The sequence below is a fragment of the Pseudomonas viridiflava genome, from assembly GCF_900602065.1.
Lineage (GTDB): Bacteria > Pseudomonadota > Gammaproteobacteria > Pseudomonadales > Pseudomonadaceae > Aquipseudomonas.
Genome location: NZ_UWFN01000200.1, coordinates 237,348 through 252,545, shown reverse-complemented (window position 1 = coordinate 252,545; position 15,198 = coordinate 237,348). Strand labels below are relative to the sequence as shown.

Annotated in this window: 15 protein-coding genes; 10 read left to right on the top strand and 5 right to left on the bottom strand. The window is 57.7% G+C overall.

Annotated features, from left to right (window positions below; all coding sequences use genetic code 11):
* Nucleotides 1-18 precede the first annotated feature (18 nt).
* Both manD and EE949_RS11695 read right to left on the bottom strand, forming a co-directional pair.
* Complete coding sequence (manD, locus tag EE949_RS11700) at nucleotides 19-1,230, bottom strand: D-mannonate dehydratase ManD (protein WP_122664427.1); 1,212 nt, start codon at nucleotides 1,228-1,230, stop codon at nucleotides 19-21.
* Nucleotides 1,230-2,237: a sugar kinase gene (locus tag EE949_RS11695; protein WP_122664426.1), complete on the bottom strand. Its 1,008-nt coding sequence runs from the start codon at nucleotides 2,235-2,237 to the stop codon at nucleotides 1,230-1,232. Before EE949_RS11695 ends, manD begins: the two co-directional genes overlap by 1 nt.
* Nucleotides 2,238-2,388: 151 nt before the next feature.
* Between EE949_RS11695 and kdgR the strand changes: the two genes are divergently transcribed.
* On the top strand, nucleotides 2,389-3,171 hold the full coding sequence (gene kdgR / locus EE949_RS11690; protein WP_122664425.1) for a DNA-binding transcriptional regulator KdgR: 783 nt from the start codon (nucleotides 2,389-2,391) through the stop codon (nucleotides 3,169-3,171).
* A gap of 6 nt (nucleotides 3,172-3,177) precedes the next feature.
* Here the strand turns inward: kdgR and EE949_RS11685 are convergent, their stop codons facing one another.
* Nucleotides 3,178-4,143, bottom strand: coding sequence for a LysR family transcriptional regulator (locus EE949_RS11685; RefSeq protein WP_122664424.1), 966 nt, complete (start codon nucleotides 4,141-4,143; stop codon nucleotides 3,178-3,180).
* A gap of 153 nt (nucleotides 4,144-4,296) precedes the next feature.
* On the opposite strand from EE949_RS11685, the gene EE949_RS11680 reads away from it, so the two are divergent.
* Genes EE949_RS11680 through EE949_RS11665 form a run of 4 tightly spaced genes read left to right on the top strand, consistent with a single transcriptional unit; the run spans nucleotide 4,297 to nucleotide 8,537 of the window.
* Nucleotides 4,297-5,607, top strand: a complete 1,311-nt coding sequence (locus EE949_RS11680) for an MFS transporter (protein ID WP_122664423.1) — start codon at nucleotides 4,297-4,299, stop codon at nucleotides 5,605-5,607.
* A complete protein-coding gene (locus tag EE949_RS11675; protein ID WP_122664422.1) occupies nucleotides 5,604-6,359 on the top strand; it encodes a class II aldolase/adducin family protein in 756 nt (251 codons plus the stop codon). Before EE949_RS11680 ends, EE949_RS11675 begins: the two co-directional genes overlap by 4 nt.
* A complete protein-coding gene (locus EE949_RS11670) occupies nucleotides 6,356-7,285 on the top strand; it encodes a 2-hydroxyacid dehydrogenase (protein ID WP_122664421.1) in 930 nt (309 codons plus the stop codon). The genes EE949_RS11675 and EE949_RS11670 overlap by 4 nt, the downstream gene beginning before the upstream one ends.
* Before the next feature lie 22 nt (nucleotides 7,286-7,307).
* On the top strand, nucleotides 7,308-8,537 hold the full coding sequence (locus tag EE949_RS11665) for a Zn-dependent hydrolase (RefSeq protein ID WP_122664420.1): 1,230 nt from the start codon (nucleotides 7,308-7,310) through the stop codon (nucleotides 8,535-8,537).
* Between the two features lie 96 nt (nucleotides 8,538-8,633).
* Here EE949_RS11665 and EE949_RS11660 read toward each other — a convergent pair whose 3' ends face one another.
* Entirely contained in the window at nucleotides 8,634-9,491 is an 858-nt protein-coding gene (locus tag EE949_RS11660; protein WP_122664419.1) for an SDR family oxidoreductase, read from the bottom strand.
* A 331-nt stretch (nucleotides 9,492-9,822) separates the two neighbouring features.
* On the opposite strand from EE949_RS11660, the gene EE949_RS11655 reads away from it, so the two are divergent.
* The 3 genes from EE949_RS11655 to EE949_RS11645 all read left to right on the top strand — a co-directional run bounded on the left by EE949_RS11655 (nucleotide 9,823) and on the right by EE949_RS11645 (nucleotide 11,705).
* Complete coding sequence (locus EE949_RS11655; protein WP_122664418.1) at nucleotides 9,823-10,338, top strand: DUF4142 domain-containing protein; 516 nt, start codon at nucleotides 9,823-9,825, stop codon at nucleotides 10,336-10,338.
* Nucleotides 10,339-10,407: 69 nt separating this feature from the next.
* Nucleotides 10,408-10,629: a PLD nuclease N-terminal domain-containing protein gene (locus EE949_RS11650; protein ID WP_122664417.1), complete on the top strand. Its 222-nt coding sequence runs from the start codon at nucleotides 10,408-10,410 to the stop codon at nucleotides 10,627-10,629.
* A gap of 398 nt (nucleotides 10,630-11,027) precedes the next feature.
* Entirely contained in the window at nucleotides 11,028-11,705 is a 678-nt protein-coding gene (locus EE949_RS11645) for a DUF3313 domain-containing protein (RefSeq protein ID WP_122664416.1), read from the top strand.
* A 215-nt stretch (nucleotides 11,706-11,920) separates the two neighbouring features.
* Here the strand turns inward: EE949_RS11645 and EE949_RS11635 are convergent, their stop codons facing one another.
* On the bottom strand, nucleotides 11,921-12,838 hold the full coding sequence (locus EE949_RS11635) for a LysR substrate-binding domain-containing protein (RefSeq protein WP_122664487.1): 918 nt from the start codon (nucleotides 12,836-12,838) through the stop codon (nucleotides 11,921-11,923).
* Between the two features lie 199 nt (nucleotides 12,839-13,037).
* On the opposite strand from EE949_RS11635, the gene EE949_RS11630 reads away from it, so the two are divergent.
* Both EE949_RS11630 and EE949_RS11625 read left to right on the top strand, forming a co-directional pair.
* Nucleotides 13,038-13,787 carry an SDR family NAD(P)-dependent oxidoreductase gene (locus EE949_RS11630; RefSeq protein WP_122664415.1) on the top strand — a complete coding sequence of 250 codons (750 nt, stop codon included), beginning with the start codon at nucleotides 13,038-13,040 and terminating at the stop codon, nucleotides 13,785-13,787.
* A gap of 93 nt (nucleotides 13,788-13,880) precedes the next feature.
* Complete coding sequence (locus tag EE949_RS11625) at nucleotides 13,881-15,185, top strand: MFS transporter (protein WP_205505097.1); 1,305 nt, start codon at nucleotides 13,881-13,883, stop codon at nucleotides 15,183-15,185.
* Nucleotides 15,186-15,198 lie beyond the last annotated feature (13 nt).

The window sequence follows — 15,198 nt, the reverse complement described above, 5'->3', positions numbered from 1 at the left end:
TGTGATGGTTCGATTGTCTTACCAGTGCCAGAGCGTGCCGTCTTCCAGGCGATTGACCGGCAGGCTGGCGCGTTTGTAGGGATATTTCGCTGCGAGGGTCTCGTCGATATCGACGCCATGGCCCGGGGTTTCGCCAGGGGTGAAATGGCCGTCTTCAAAGCGATAAGCGTGAGGGAAGACTTCGTCGATGCGTTCGTCGTGGGGCATGTGTTCCTGAATACCGAAGTTGGGCACCCAGGTATCGAAATGCAGCGCGGCGCCCATGCACACTGGCGACAGGTCGGTGGCACCGTGAAAACCGGTGCGCACCTGAAACAGCGCCGCAAAATCGGCAATCCGTCGCACATGGGTAATGCCACCTGCATGCACCAGCGTGGCACGGATGTAGTCGATCAACTGTTCCTGAATCAGCTCGCGGCAGTCATGAATCGAGTTGAACACTTCACCCACCGCCAGTGGCGTGGTGGTGTGCTGGCGGATCAGGCGAAACGCCTCCTGATTTTCAGCCGGGGTGCAGTCCTCCAGCCAGAACAGGTTGAAGGGCTCGACGGATTTGCCCAGCCGACCTGCTTCGATCGGCGTGAGGCGATGATGGACGTCATGAAGGATGTGCAAGTCATCACCAAAGCGCTCGCGAACGGCCGCAAACAGCTTGGGCACATAGTTAAGGTACTTCGCGGTGTCCCACATGTGCTCGGCAGGCAAATCACTGTCGGCCGGTTCATAACGCTCGCCGCTGCGTTTGGCCACGCCATAGGTGGTGGCGATGCCGGGAATCCCGCATTGCACGCGCACGGCTTTGTAACCCAGTTCTACATGGCGGGCGACTTCGTCCAGGCAACCTTCGATGTCTTTACCCGTAGCGTGCCCGTAGACCATCACCCGCTCGCGGCTTTTGCCGCCCAGCAATTGATACAGCGGCATGTTGGCTGCCTTGGCTTTTATGTCCCACAACGCGATGTCCACTGCGGCAATCGCGGTCATGGTCACCGGGCCACGGCGCCAGTAAGCCCCGCGGTACAAGTATTGCCAGATGTCTTCGATGCGATGGGCATCGCGCCCGATCAGCGCGGGCAGCACATGCTCTTCAAGGTACGCGACCACTGCCAGTTCACGGCCATTCAGGGTGGCGTCGCCGATGCCGTAAATGCCGGCGTCCGTGACGATTTTAAGGGTGATCAAGTTACGACCCGGGCAGGTAACGATCACGCGAGCTTCAATGATTTTCATCAGTTGCGGGCCTCTGCGGCAAAAGAAAATGTAGGCATATCCAGACTGGGCATTGCGGCGTTAGGGATCAGTGCACCGCGATGCTGGACGACTTGAGCGGCCAGTCGATGTCCGCACTGGGCGGCCAGCTCCGGCTCGCCACCTTGTAGGCGACACGAGAGATAGCCGGCGCTAAAGGAATCACCTGCCGCCGTGGTGTCGACGATGTTGTGTACCGACTCAGCCGGTACTTCATAGCGTTCCCCGGCACAGTCGATCAGACATGACTGCGCGCCGCGCTTGAGCACCACTTCGCCCACGCCGAAGCTGGCGTAGGCCCGGAACAAGGCCTCGACATCGGCGTATCCAAACAGGGCTTCGTCGTCTTCCCAGGTAATCAGGGCCAGATCGGTCAGGCGCAGAATGTCGCTGTAGGCCTTGCGCGCTGCGTCGGCGTCAGGCCACAGGTGAGGACGGAAATTGTTATCGAAGACAATCCGGGTACCGGATTCGCGGGCCTGACCTACAGCTTGTAGGAGGCGTTCGCGGCCTTGAGGCGTGAGGATCGCCAGGCTGATGCCGCTGAGGTAAAGGACATCGTAATTGGCCAGAGCCTGCAGCATTGCATCCGCGTCAGGCCCGTCGAACATGCGCCGTGCGGCAGCCTGACCGCGCCAATACACAAAGCGCCGTTCGCCACGGGGATCCGTCTGGATAACGTACAGACCTGGCAATGCATCCTTGATCACCCGCACATGCTGGTTGCCGACTCTCTCGTCACACCACAGCTGGCGCATGGCGTCGCTGAAGCTGTCTGCACCGATGGCGGTCACGTACTCCACCGCAATGCGTGAGACGGGATTCAGCCGGGCCAGATAGACCGCGGTATTCAGCGTGTCACCGCCGAACGTCTGGCTGAAGTCCGAGGCTGACTCGGCGCGCATCTCGATCATGCACTCACCCACCAATGCGACTTTGATGGGTTGGCTTGAGACGGATTGTGGCCGTTGTCTTGAAATTACATTCATCATTACGCGCCTTTATTATTTTTAAAACGGCGTTTCATTTGTAGCTTGTGAAGGAGTTTTGATCAGATTTTCCAGCCCGTCAAGAAAAATGAAACAGCGTTTTGATTCGCTAGCGTATATCCTTGGGTTTTCCGTTCCCGTTGGAGCCTTCATGGACAACAGCACTCTCCAGAACAATGAACTGGTCTCCGCAGTAGGCCGGACCATGGCGGTACTAGAGGCATTGGCAGAACATCCCGAGGAAAGCGGCGTATCGGAAATCGCGCAGAAACTGGACATGTCCAAAAGCACGGTTTACCGCTTTTTGCAGTCACTCAAGGCACGCGGTTATGTGGTGCAGGATGCCGAGGATCGATACCGGCTCAGCGTCCGGCTATTTGAATTGGGCGCGCAAGCCTTGCCCCATCTGGACATCGTCCGCGAGGCTGAACCGGGTATGCGCCGTATCAACGAGCTGACCGGTGAGACCGTGCACTTGGGGATTCTTGACGAAGGCAGCATCGTTTATGTGCACAAGATCGACTCCAAATACAACTTGCGCATGTACTCGCGCATTGGTCGACGCGCACCGCTGTACTGCACCGGGATTGGCAAAGTGCTGATGGCGTGGCTGGAGCAGCCTGAGTTGCTTGCTCACTTGCAGGAAGAAAGCTTCGAACGCCGTACGGCTAATACCCTGACCACCGTTGATGCCTATTTGCAGGAGCTTCAAGTGGTTCGCGATCAGGGCTACGCCGAAGACCATGAAGAGTTCGAAGACAATATGCGCTGTCTGGCCGCGCCAATTCGCGACCGGTTTGGCCATGTGATCGGCGGCATGAGCGTGTCATTCCCCTGCTTCCGCTTTCGCGAAGAACTCAAGCAGGATTACGTCAAACAGCTCGTTGCAGCCACCCAGCGCATTTCCAGTCAACTGGGCTGGCACGCCCAATAGTCGGGATTAGACCGCCTCTTCGATGACTCGCCGAAACGACTCAAGAAAAACCGTCTCGGCGCGGTTCATGCGTTGATCGCGATTCCACATCAGGAACATGTCGACATCCACCACACCCTCCGCCGGTGGCAAACGCCAGATCAGACCGTTGTGCAAATCGTTGTCCACCAGGTGTTCTGGCAAACAACCAATGCCGTAACCGGCGATGATCAATCGGCGGATCTCTTCGAAACTGGGCGATGAGGCGACGATTTTCCCGGTGAAGCCCTGCTGATCACGAAACACGGTCAAGGGCGAAAGATTGCCGCCGAGCTGGTCGCTGGTGAAGCTGACAAAGTTCTCACCCTGCAGTGCATCGAGCGCCAACCCGCGTTTGCCGAACAGCCGATGTCGCTTGCCGCAGAAAAACGCATAGCGCTGGCGCATCAACAGCACACGCTCCAGTTTCGCCTGAGGGAAGCGACACAAGCCAATCCCCAGACTGGCTGTTTTCTGGTTCAGAGAGCTCTGAATATCCGAGCTGCGCATGACCTCCAGTTCAAGTTCAACGCGCGGATGCAGCAAATGGAAGTCAGCAAGAAAGTCATCATAGAGGGGGGACTGCACATGGCTGATGGAGAGCACGCGTACCTTACCCACGACCTCCTCCTCGGCGTCTTCAACGGCCGTGCCCAGGCGTGAAACGTTGCCGTACATCTCTTGAGCAATACCAAACACTTCCTCTCCGGCGTGAGTCAGGTCGAAGCGCGGCCCCTTGCGGACAATCAAGGCGCAATCGAGCTGTTCTTCAAGGCGTTTGAGCGACTGGCTGACCGCTGATTGCGTGACGAAAAGCCTGGCCGCCGCGCGGCTGATACTGCGTTCTTCTCCAATCGCCAGATAGGTACGCAGCAGATTCCAGTCGAGGCGGTCATTGAGAAAGCGCCGACCTTGCCATTTGCCTTGAGCCTCGCCCGATTCGATATCGCTCATTCCCACACCATTAGTAGCCTGACTAATACATGAAATAAGTATTAGCAAATTGATTAATTATAGGCTGCGAGCGATAAAGCATGGAAGCGCCCTTAGAGCGCCACGTAATCAGCCTCGACCCCTGCCATAACGCCAAAACCAAAAGGGCCTTGCATGCGAACCTCATCGAACCAGCCTCGCCGGGCGGCTGCCGCCGCATTCGTCGGGACGACCATCGAATTCTACGATTTCTACATCTATGCCACTGCCGCTGCGCTGATCCTTGGCCAGGTGTTTTTCCCCAGCGATACACCGGGCCTGAGCACCCTTGCCGCGTTTGGCACTTTTGCAGTCGGCTTTATCGCGCGGCCCATGGCCGGGATGGTCTTCGGTCACCTCGGTGATCGTCTTGGGCGCAAGAAGATGTTGTTGTTCACCATGCTCTTGATGGGCCTCGCGACGACAGGTATCGGCCTGCTGCCGACCTACGCCACTGCCGGTATCTGGGCACCTGTCGGCCTGGTAGCGCTGCGTATCGTGCAAGGCATTTCCGTCGGCGGCGAATGGGGCGGCGCGGTACTGATGGCCAGCGAGCACGCACCGAAGGGCCGCAAAACCTTCTATGCCTCCTTCGCCCAGTTGCGTAGCCCGGCGGGTTTGCTGCTGGCGCTGATCGCCTTCAGGCTGGTGACGTCTTTAGAGCCAGCGGAATTCGCCGACTGGGGCTGGCGCCTGCCGTTTCTGGCCAGCGGTGTACTGATGATGATTGGCCTCGTCATTCGCTTTGGTGTTGAAGAGTCGCCGGAATTCAAAGACGTGGCCGCGAAAGGCGAAACCGCCAGGTACCCGGTGCTGGACGTGCTGCGTACCTGCTGGCGGCAGATTTTCTTCGCCGCCTGCGCCGTAACCATCGGCTCTGCTGGTTTCTTCTTCACCAACACTTTCATGATTACCTATGTCACCCAGTACCAGGGCATCTCCCGGGCAACGATTCTGGATTGCCTGTTCATCGTGACCATCTTGCAGTTCATTTCACAACCCATCAGCGCATTGCTGGCCGAGCGCATCGGTGAAGGCCGCTTCCTGATGCTGGCCGCCCTGCTCTCGATGGTCATGCCCTATCCAATGTTTTTGCTGGTGGGCACCCAGAACCTGGCATTGATGACTCTGGGCATCGCGATGGCCGTGATCACCCTTTCGGCGTTGTACGCAGTGATTGCCGGATACATGGCGCAAGCCTTCCCTGCACATCTGCGCTACAGCGGGATTTCCATCGCCTATCAACTGATCTGCGCGATTGCCGGGGGCAGCACACCGATCATCGGCACCTTGCTGGCTACGCACTACGCCGGGCAATGGCTGCCACTGGCGATTTTCTTCAGCGTACTGGCAGGTATTTCGCTGTTCGGCGTGTGCGGTCTGGCGCGTTTGCGAGGTGACACCAGCGCGGCGGCACAGCCAGCCTTCAACAAGGAGCTTTCATGAATACCCCTTACTCTATCGACGCCGTGGAATGGCAGGCACGCTGTGAGCTGGCGGCCCTATACCGGTTGATCGCACACTTTCGCATGACCGACTTGATCGATACCCACATCAGCCTGCGCATTCCGGGTCCGGAGCATCACTTCCTGATCAACCGCTACGGCGTGATCTTTGACCGGATGAAAGCCAGTGATCTGGTGCGCATCGACCAGCATGGTCAGGTCGTCAATGGCGACACGGAAAACAGCCGGGTCAATGCTGCCGGGTTCATTGTTCACTCAGCGATCCACATGGCGCGTGAGGACCTCAACTGCGTGATTCATACCCATACGGCAGCCGGAATGGCAGTCGCGGCACAGGAGCAAGGTCTGTTGCCGATCACCCAGCATGCGCTGAAGTTCTACGGCAAGCTCGGTTATCACACCTATGAAGGGATCGCCCTGTCGCTGGAAGAACGACAGCGTCTGGTGGCCGATCTTGGCCCTCATAAAGCAATGATTCTGCGCAATCACGGCTTGTTGGCAGCGGGAGGCAGCGTTGCCCAGGCCTTTCACGAAATTCATTTTCTGGAGCGTGCCTGTCAGGCGCAGATTCAGGCCTTGGCCGGTAACAGCAAGCTGCTGCAACCCAGCGAAGAAGTCTGCCGCCTGACCGCCCAGCAATTCGATCGCGACGAGGCAGCGGAAATTATCCAGCTGAGCTGGAATGCCGCGCTGACCCTGATAGAAGACCAGCGCGAGTCGTACTGCTCATGACCACTGTCGTTCTGTTGAGTCGCGACACCGCCCTGCTCGGCCAACTGCAAGCGGCATTTGCCCGTCAGGCTCCGGAGCTACAGGTCGTACTGGCTGACGATCCGGCCGCTGCTCAGGCGCAAGTCGCCGCCTGCTGGTACCCACCCGCCAACAGCATGGCCCGGTTGCACAATCTGCAGCTGGTGCATTCGGTGGCTGCGGGCGTCGATCATTTGCAGACCGACCCAAGCCGCCCTGACGTGCCTGCTTGCCGGGTGGTCGACCTTGACCATCGTCAGGGCATGACCGAATACGTGCGCTGGGCAGTGCTGCATTTTCACCGGGACTTTGATCGCGTCATCACCCAGCAACGTGAGAATTACTGGCTGCGTCACCCTCAACGGCCTGCCAGTCAGTTCAGGGTCGGTGTGATGGGCCTCGGTTCGCTGGGCGCGGCCATTGCGACGGATCTGACCGGAGCCGGTTACGCGGTACGCGGCTGGGCCCGCAGCCCGCGCCAGTTGCCGGGCGTAACCTGCCATCACGGTAACGAGCAATTCGCTGAATTTATCGACGGCCTGGATATGCTGATCAACCTGCTGCCACTGACCGACGCCACGCGCGGTATTTTGTGTGCAAACACCTTTGCCGCCCTGGCCCCTGGCGCCGTCATCGTAAACGCGGGTCGCGGCCAGCACTTGCGGGTTGATGACCTGCAGCAGGCACTGGCTTGTGGGCAACTGCGCGGCGCCGTGCTTGATGTATTCGAGCACGAACCGTTAACACGCGATGACCCTCTGTGGCAGATGCCGGGCGTAATCGTCACGCCCCACATGGCGTCCGCCGCCTCTCATGATTGCATCGCGCTACAGGTGGCGGAAAACGCGCGCCGCCTGATCGGTGGTGAACCCCTGAACAATCTGGTGGACCCGACGCTGGGCTACTGAAGAAACACGCAAGAGGTTGGTAATGAACGTATATCAATGCAACGGCGACCGCCTGTGGGGCAGCCTGATGGACATGGCCAAAATCGGCGCGACGGCCAAAGGTGGCAACTGCCGTCTTGCTCTGTCAGCAGACGATAAAGCCGGTCGCGAACTGTTCATGAGTTGGTGCCAGGCAGAAGGCATGACCCTGAGCTTCGACGCCATTGGCAACCTGTTTGCACGACGTGCCGGGCTGGATGACAGCCTTGCGCCAGTCGTCATGGGCAGCCATCTGGACACCCAGCCCAAAGGCGGCCGCTTTGATGGCATCTATGGCGTATTAAGCGGACTGGAAGTGGTCCGCTGCCTTAATGAACAGGGTATTCAAAGTCAGCGGCCTATCGAAATTGCCGTCTGGACCAATGAAGAAGGCGCGCGCTTCACCCCTGCCATGTTCGGTTCGGCCGTGTTCACCGGAAGCCTGGACTTACAAACCGCGCTGGACGCCTGCGATGCAGAGGGTATCAGTGTCGCCCAGGCGCTGGACGCCACCGGGCATGTGGGTGAGCAACCATTCAAGCGCCCTTTCGATGCGTATTTCGAAGCGCACATCGAACAAGGTCCGATTCTCGAAGATAACGGCATTCCGGTGGGCGTCGTGACGGGCGGCCAGGCCATTTGCTGGCTCGATGTGCAGGTCCAGGGCCAGAGCGCCCATGCCGGTACAACGCCGATGAAGCTGCGCAAGGACGCCTTGTTCGGCGTGGCGCAGATGGCCGCGCAGCTTGAAGCACTGGCCGAGGAGTTCGCCCCTCAGGGTCTGGTGACCATCGGCCAGGTGAGCATCGCCAAATCATCGCGCAACACCATCGCTGGCAACGTGAGCTTCACCGTCGACCTGCGGCACCATCACGACGAGCAGATAGCCCTGATGGAGCAACAGGTACAGCAGCGCTTCGAGCAAATTGCCAATGCCCGGGGGCTGACGTTAAACATCCAGCGTCACTGGCTCAGCCCGGCCACGCCGTTCGACAGCGATTGCGTCGCGGCTGTACGGCGTGCGGTCGAGGCACTCGGTTATCCGCATCAGGACATTGTCAGTGGTGCCGGTCACGATGCAATCCTGCTGGCGCGGCACTGCCCAACCACCATGGTATTCATCCCCTGCGTGGGCGGGCTGAGCCACAACGAGGCCGAAGATGTATACCCCGAAGATGCACGCATGGGATGTGATGTGTTACTGAATGCGATTGTTGAACGAATTCAGGCATAGAGGCTTCGGTAAGTCGGCCAGCGCTGAAACGGTGTCGCCACAGGAACACTGCGGCGACATCTGGATGTTATCGACCTGCTGGATGGCAGGTTGTCTTCATAAAATAGGCTTGCCACCGGTTACGCCATACCGCGATCCGGAGATGTAGCTGCCTTCGTCGGAGGCCAGCAGTACGTAAATCGGCGCAACCTCAACAGGTTGCCCGGGGCGACCCAGCGGGGTTTGTGCGCCGAATTCTTTAACTTCCTCCTCGGGCATAGTCGACACAATCAGAGGCGTCCAGATGGGGCCTGGGGCGACGCTGTTCACGCGAATCCCGTGTTCGCCAAGCATTTGAGCCAGTCCCGCCGTGAAGTTGGCGATGGCGCCTTTCGTCGTTGCGTAGGCCAAAAGCGTGGGCTTGGGCATGTCTGAATTCACCGAACTGGTGTTGATGATCGAACTGCCCGCCGCCATGGAAGGCAGAGCCGCCTTGCAGATCCTGAACATGGCGGTAATGTTCAGATCAAAAGTCTTGACCCATTCTTCATCTGAAATCTCTTCCAGCGTCTCCCGGCTCATCTGGAACGCTGCGTTGTTCACCAGGATGTCGATGCGCCCGAACTTCTCGACCGTCTGCTCTACGATCGCGGAGCATTGAGCTTTTTGCGTGAGATCACCCGGCAACAACAGACACTGTCTGCCCGCCTCCTCCACCCAGCGTGCGGTTTCACTCGCGTCTTCGTGTTCGTCGAGGTAAGAGATCGCCACATCCGCGCCTTCCCTTGCAAAGGCAATGGCGACCGCACGGCCTATACCGCTATCACCGCCAGTAATCAGCGCGATCTTGTTCGCCAAACGTCCCGAACCTTTGTAGCTGGTTTCACCACAATCAGGGATCGGCTGCATTTTTTGCTGGCTACCCGGCACGGTTTGCTGCTGGCCCGCAAAAGGTGGTGTTGGATAATCAGTCATTGTGGCCCCTCCAGTATCATTGAAAAGTGATGCACTGAGGGTGGACTGCGACCCTTTCCGTGAGTTCGCACTTTCATATTCATGTCTGGACGACCGTTATCGACGTGGGGAGTTATGACTTCTGTATTAACTATCGAGTATGGGCCATCGCTGTTCTGAATTGAGGTGCTTAGATATTCAAACGCCATTGATGCAGACGATACCTGCCCGTCGGAATAATTCTCAAAAACGAGCCCAAAAAAGGCTGAACCTTTAATTAGTCGCTTACGTCACAGGTCCAGTAACAGGCGTGACAGTGCCTGGCCATTAAAATAAACAAAAGGAATATAAAATGTCTCTATTAGTTCGTAATACTGCACTGGCTCTTATCCTGGCGGCTTCCAGCCATGGCGCTTTTGCCGCACAGGATAACGACGATTTTGTCGAAGACGCGTCAGCCAAAGGCGTCGCTGAAGTGGAGGCTGGCAAACTTGCTCAGGGAAAAAGCACCTCCGCCGATGTCAAAGCGTTCGCGGACATGATGGTCAAGGATCACACCAAAGCGAATGAGGAACTGGCAAAAATCGCGGCAAGCAAAAAACTTGAAGTGTCCGATCAGGCCATGCTGATGGATAAGGCCAAATCAATGATTCTCGAACTGCGGGGCGCCAAGTCATTCGATCAGGCTTACGCCAACAATCAGGTCAAGGCACACGAACAGACCATCGAGTTGTTCGAAAAAGAAGCCAGCGATGGCAAAGATGCAGAGTTGAAGGCGTTTGCCAGCAAAACCCTGCCCGCGCTGAAAGAGCATTTGAAGCATGCGCAGGCCCTCGCGGAAAAACATGGCGGCGACGCCGCTCACTAACATCGGTTGCTAAAGGGCAGCGCCGCGATACGCGGCGCGTCCGCTCTTTCAGCAATCAGGAGATCGATAATGGAGATGTCTCTGTTTTCGATCGGCGCGGTGTTAATTGTCCTGCTGTTAGATGTGTGGGCAATTGTCAGCGTATATCGCAGCACCAAACCTGCGGGCACCAAGTTAAGCTGGGCTATTTTGATTTTGGCATTGCCACTGGTGGGTTTAGTCATCTGGGGCGTTACCGGTCCGCGTGGAGTCGCTAACCCTCCCACTTCCTCGGAACACAGTAAGGGTTGAAAAGCGTCGGAAAGTATCGATCGCCGTGAGCCTATGCCCACAGCGATCAACTTCCGGATGAGCGGCGGCTGTAAAACTGCAGTTACACCGTGCGGCTTAATAGCAAATCACGTTATTAGCTCTGCTTAATCAGGGCGGCGCAATGTTGTCGGCGGTGCGGCACAAGTTGCGCATGCTGTATGAGGACTGCTTTGCATCTTTACAGGTTTTCGGGCGTATTCGCTGGCAGTCGTTGAGTGACCTGCTAGCGTTCTCAGGGTGCCGTCCAACGGCGTGGGCGTAAACGTCGATCAAGGGTCATACCCGCGCAAGGACGTATCGGGGCGCAGTTGTATTTGCACGCGCAAATATGTCTGTTGAGCCCAAACAGGTTTCCCCAATACGCAGGGATTCACTCAATGAAAACTTCACGGCTACAAGTGCTACTGTGCTGCGCCGTTCTGGGCCTCGCGGGATGCGCCAGTTCGCGGGTCGATCCAAGCCAGTATTCAGGCTTTCTCAAGGACTACAGCCAGCTCAAACCGGCTGAAAGCGCGAGCGGAGCACCAGTCATGCGCTGGATTGACCCGGATATTCAACTGAACAAATACACTCACGTCTATATCGAGCCCAGCCAGTTCTACCCGAAGCCGCAACCGACGGCGGTGATCAGCACGCAGACGTTGCAAGCAATCACGCGTTACTTTGATACAGCGCTGAAACGCGAGCTGGGCAAAAACCTGAGCATCGCCACGGCACCCGGGCCCAATACCATTATTGTCCGCCCTGCGATCACCGCCGTATCAACGTCCACCGAAGGCCTCAGGCCTTACGAAATAGTCCCGGTTGCGCTGCTTGCTGCAGCCGTGAATACCGCGGCTGGCGGTCGGGATCAGAACGTTGAAATTGCTACAGAAGCGGCCTTTCTTGATGCGGACAACAACAAAGTGCTTGCCCAGGTCGTGCGTAAAGGCAGCGGTGAGGCACTGGAAAACGATAAAACCCAATTGACGCTGGACAGTGTGAAACCAGTATTGGACGGCTGGGCCAACGACTTGCGCCTGAGCTACGAGAAGCTCAGCGCCGGGAAAAAGTAAGTCTCTTGGTGCAAAGCCCTGCTTCTGAGGTGGAACGCCGGGCGAACACCTGTTAAACGAAATACACAAAAGGGTGTGTATGTTGGAGCGACGCTTGCCCGCGAACCAGATGACTCGGCAAGTGAGACCCACCGCATTATCGTTCTTCGCGGGCAAGCCTCACTCCTACAGGGTCCCTGTTTTCTTCGCAGATGCAGGCGACGCCCCGGCGATGTTCAATACACGAAGCCATGCCCCAACTCGGTTTCCATCCAGTGCAGAAAACGCCTCACCCGGGGAAAGCTCGAATGGGCTTTTGGATAGACCAGATGATGAGCCGCTACCGCTGCGCTCAGGGTTTGCGGTGCCACCTCGACCAAAGCGCCGGAAGTCAGATATTTCTGCGCCAGCAGTGTGCTTTCCAACGCAAATCCCAGACCGTGACTGGCGGCTTCAAGGGTCATGTACGAGCGGTCGAAACTCAAAGCGTAGGGTTTTTCGGGTCTCGCCAGGCCATGTTGAGCGAACCACTCCGGCCACTTCAGCAGGGTTGCTTCCGAGAGGATCAGATCACTTTCCAGCAACGTCGCTGCGCCATGAACAGGCCGTTGAGCCAGGAGTTTCGGTGAAGCCAGCACCGAAAATGTTTCATTGCCGACCGTACGCACTTCATAACTTGGCCAGTTTGGTTTGCCGTGCCGTATATCCACGTCGATCTTGTCGCGACTGAAATGCAGTGACTCGTAGGAGCACGACAGGTTGATCTGAATGTCCGGATGGCTTTGACGAAATGCTTCCAGACGCGGCATCAGCCACAACAAGCCGAAGCTCGGCGCGGAGTGCAGTCGCAAACAGTCAAGGCTGACATCGCTCGCCGCCCGTTCGGTGGCCACCGCGAGGCTGTGCAACAACCCCGACACGTCTTTCAGGTATTGCTCACCCACCGGCGTCAGGCTTACCCCTCGCGCCGCTCGCAGGAACAACTGGCGGCCAATCGTCGCTTCCAGATTGGCCAATTGATGACTCACCGCAGAGGGCGTCAGATCCAGCGCTTCGGCGGCCCTGGCGACGTTGCCAAAGCGAGCGGTCTGTTCGAAGCACTGAATGGCTCTCAGCGGTGGCAGTAAGGGTGGTCCATCAGCAGTGGGACGCATGGTCATACTCTTCGCTTTTCGTTCTTGTATTTACGAGCGTTCATATTCAACCACCTGCCCGGCCCATTGACGAGTGCTGAATTTTTTTCAGCATCCAATGATTTTTGCGTTATTGCTCACGGCATGCGTGCAGAACACTCTGAGCCATCGACGCGTTTCAGGTCGACATCATAAAAACAATATTCAGAGGTCACTGCCCATGCTTCTTCAAGGCAAAATCGCGATCATTACCGGCGCTGCTTCAGAGCGCGGCATCGGTCGGGCTACTGCAATCACTTTTGCGAGTCACGGCGCGAAAGTGGTCATCCTTGATCTGGATGAGTCCGCTGCCCGAGACGCTGCGGCGTCTCTGGGCGAAGGTCATCTGGGACTTGCCGCCAACGTCGCCGATCCGGCACAGGTTCAGCAGGCGGTGGCAAAGATCATCGAGCGTTTTGGCCGCATTGACGTGCTGGTCAACAACGCCGGGATTACCCAACCGATCAAAACCCTCGACATCAAGCCTTCGGACTACGACAAAGTACTGGACGTCAGTCTGCGCGGCACCTTGCTGATGTCTCAAGCCGTGATTCCAACCATGCGGGCGCAGTCATCCGGCAGCATTGTCTGCATGTCATCGGTGTCAGCGCAGCGCGGCGGCGGTATTTTTGGCGGACCGCATTACAGTGCCGCAAAGGCTGGTGTTTTGGGGCTGGGCAAGGCCATGGCGCGGGAATTCGGCCCGGATAACATTCGCGTCAATTCCATTGCGCCAGGCTTGATTCATACCGACATCACCGGCGGCTTGATGCAGGACGAGCGCAGGCACGCGATCATCGAAGGCATCCCGCTCGGTCGACTGGGTGCCGCTCAGGACGTTGCGAATGCGGCACTGTTTCTCGCCAGCGATCTGTCTGCATACCTCACCGGTATCACGCTGGACGTCAACGGCGGCATGCTGATTCACTGATACCGCATGAGCGGGTTACCCGCGCTGTTCTGGATCGATGATACGTCGGGCGACACGGCCTGACGGTCTATAAAAACAAGAGATCAGACCATCATGATTACCACCACCATGAGCCTTGATGCGGCTTCGGCTGTACGCTCCAACGCCTATCGTAAAACCGCCTGGCGGCTGATGCCGTTTCTGATGCTGTGCTACCTGTGTGCTTATCTGGACCGGGTCAATGTCGGCTTCGCCAAGCTGCAAATGATGAACGACCTGGCGTTGAGCGAGGCCGTCTACGGCCTTGGCGCAGGCATGTTCTTCATTGGCTACTTTCTCTGCGAAGTCCCCAGCAACCTGATCCTGCACCGTGTCGGTGCCCGTCGCTGGATTGCACGGATCATGATCTCGTGGGGCATCATTTCGGCCCTCTTCGCCTTCGTCGAAACCGCGCGGCAGTTCTACGGCCTGCGGTTTCTGCTGGGTGTCGCAGAAGCAGGCCTGGCACCCGGCCTGTTGCTGTACCTGACCTATTGGTTCCCCTCCTACCGCCGGGCAAAAATGACCGTGCTGTGGTTCATCGCGATCCCTCTTTCCGGAATGATCGGTGGCCCGCTCTCCGGCTGGATCATGAATGCATTCGCGGGTTTCCATGGCTGGGCGGGATGGCAATGGATGTTCGTCATCGAAGCCATTCCAACGGTCATCGTGGGCTTCTTCGTCCTGGGCTACCTCAAGGATGGCGTGCACGAAGCCACGTGGCTCACCGAAGAAGAAAAGCAACTGATCAACAAAGAACTGGCCGAGGACAACAGCCAGAAAGTGACACACGGCTCGGTCAATGATTTTCTGCGCGACCGCCGACTGTGGATGCTGGCCTGCATTTACTTCTGTGTCGTCATGGGCCAGTACGCAATCACTTTCTGGCTACCGACGCTGATTCGCAATGCGGGTCTCACCAACGCACTGCACATCGGCCTGATGACCAGCGTGCCTTACATGTGCGCCATCGTCGCCATGCTGTTGATGGGCCGCAGCGGCGACAAACATCGCGAACGCCGCTGGCACCTGGTCATCCCCATGATCGCCGGTGCCTGTGGTCTCTCATTAGCCGCGATCTTTGGCGGGAACCTGCTGTTGTCGGTGTTGAGCCTGTGCCTCGCGGCTGCGGGCGTGCTCTCGGCATCCTCGCTGTTCTGGATGCTGCCCACCACTTTGCTGGGCGGAGTTTCGGCTGCGGCAGGCATCGCCGGTATCAATAGCTTCGCCAACCTTGCGGGCTTCTGCTCGCCCTACCTGATCGGCTGGATAACCAGCACAACTGGCTCCAGCGCCATTGGGATGTACCTGATCACCGGCGTGTTGCTGGTGGGTGCCGTGCTGGTGCTGCGCATCCCGGCCGCCTCGGTCAATCGTTGAGTTAACGGAGTAT